The organism is Pseudomonas sp. MAG002Y (assembly GCF_019400845.1).
Lineage (GTDB): Bacteria > Pseudomonadota > Gammaproteobacteria > Pseudomonadales > Pseudomonadaceae > Chryseomonas > Chryseomonas luteola.
Genome location: NZ_WOEJ01000060.1, coordinates 1 through 506, shown reverse-complemented (window position 1 = coordinate 506; position 506 = coordinate 1). Strand labels below are relative to the sequence as shown.

General features: G+C 53.4%; 1 pseudogene. It reads right to left on the bottom strand.

The features are described from left to right. Positions 1 to 506: pseudogene (locus tag GM154_RS25545) on the bottom strand (GGDEF domain-containing protein); the annotation flags it as partial.

Below are 506 nucleotides of genomic sequence, written 5' to 3'. Positions count from 1 at the left end.
AAAACACCCGCGAAGCTGTTGTCCGGGTTGTTGATCCGGCGCGAGACCGGCACGACGAGGTCACCTGTGGAGCGGCTGCGCAGAGGGGTGCCAATACGAATCGCTCGATCCATAAAGGTCTTGTGATAAATGAAATAGTCACGATCACCGTTGTTAATGCTGGCGGGATAATCATCCTTGTCCGTTACGATCCAGTTGCCGTCCTTGTCATATACAAAGAAGCCATGCACCTGATTCATCTGCGCAACCTGGCGTTTGAATAGTCGCTTCAAACGCGCCACATCATCGCTTGATAATCCAGCGCCAACATTATCCCATTCCAGACGCTCGACGATCCCATAGCTCGCCAGGTCCAGGTCTTCATAACTGTCATAGGCATGCTGCGCCATGGATTTCACAAGGTTAGCAGCATTGGTTTCAGCCGCGCGCAGGGTCGCCTCATAGCTCCTGAACAGCTGCAGCGAGACGACACTGACAAGGCCCAGCGTAAAGCACACAGAAAAGGC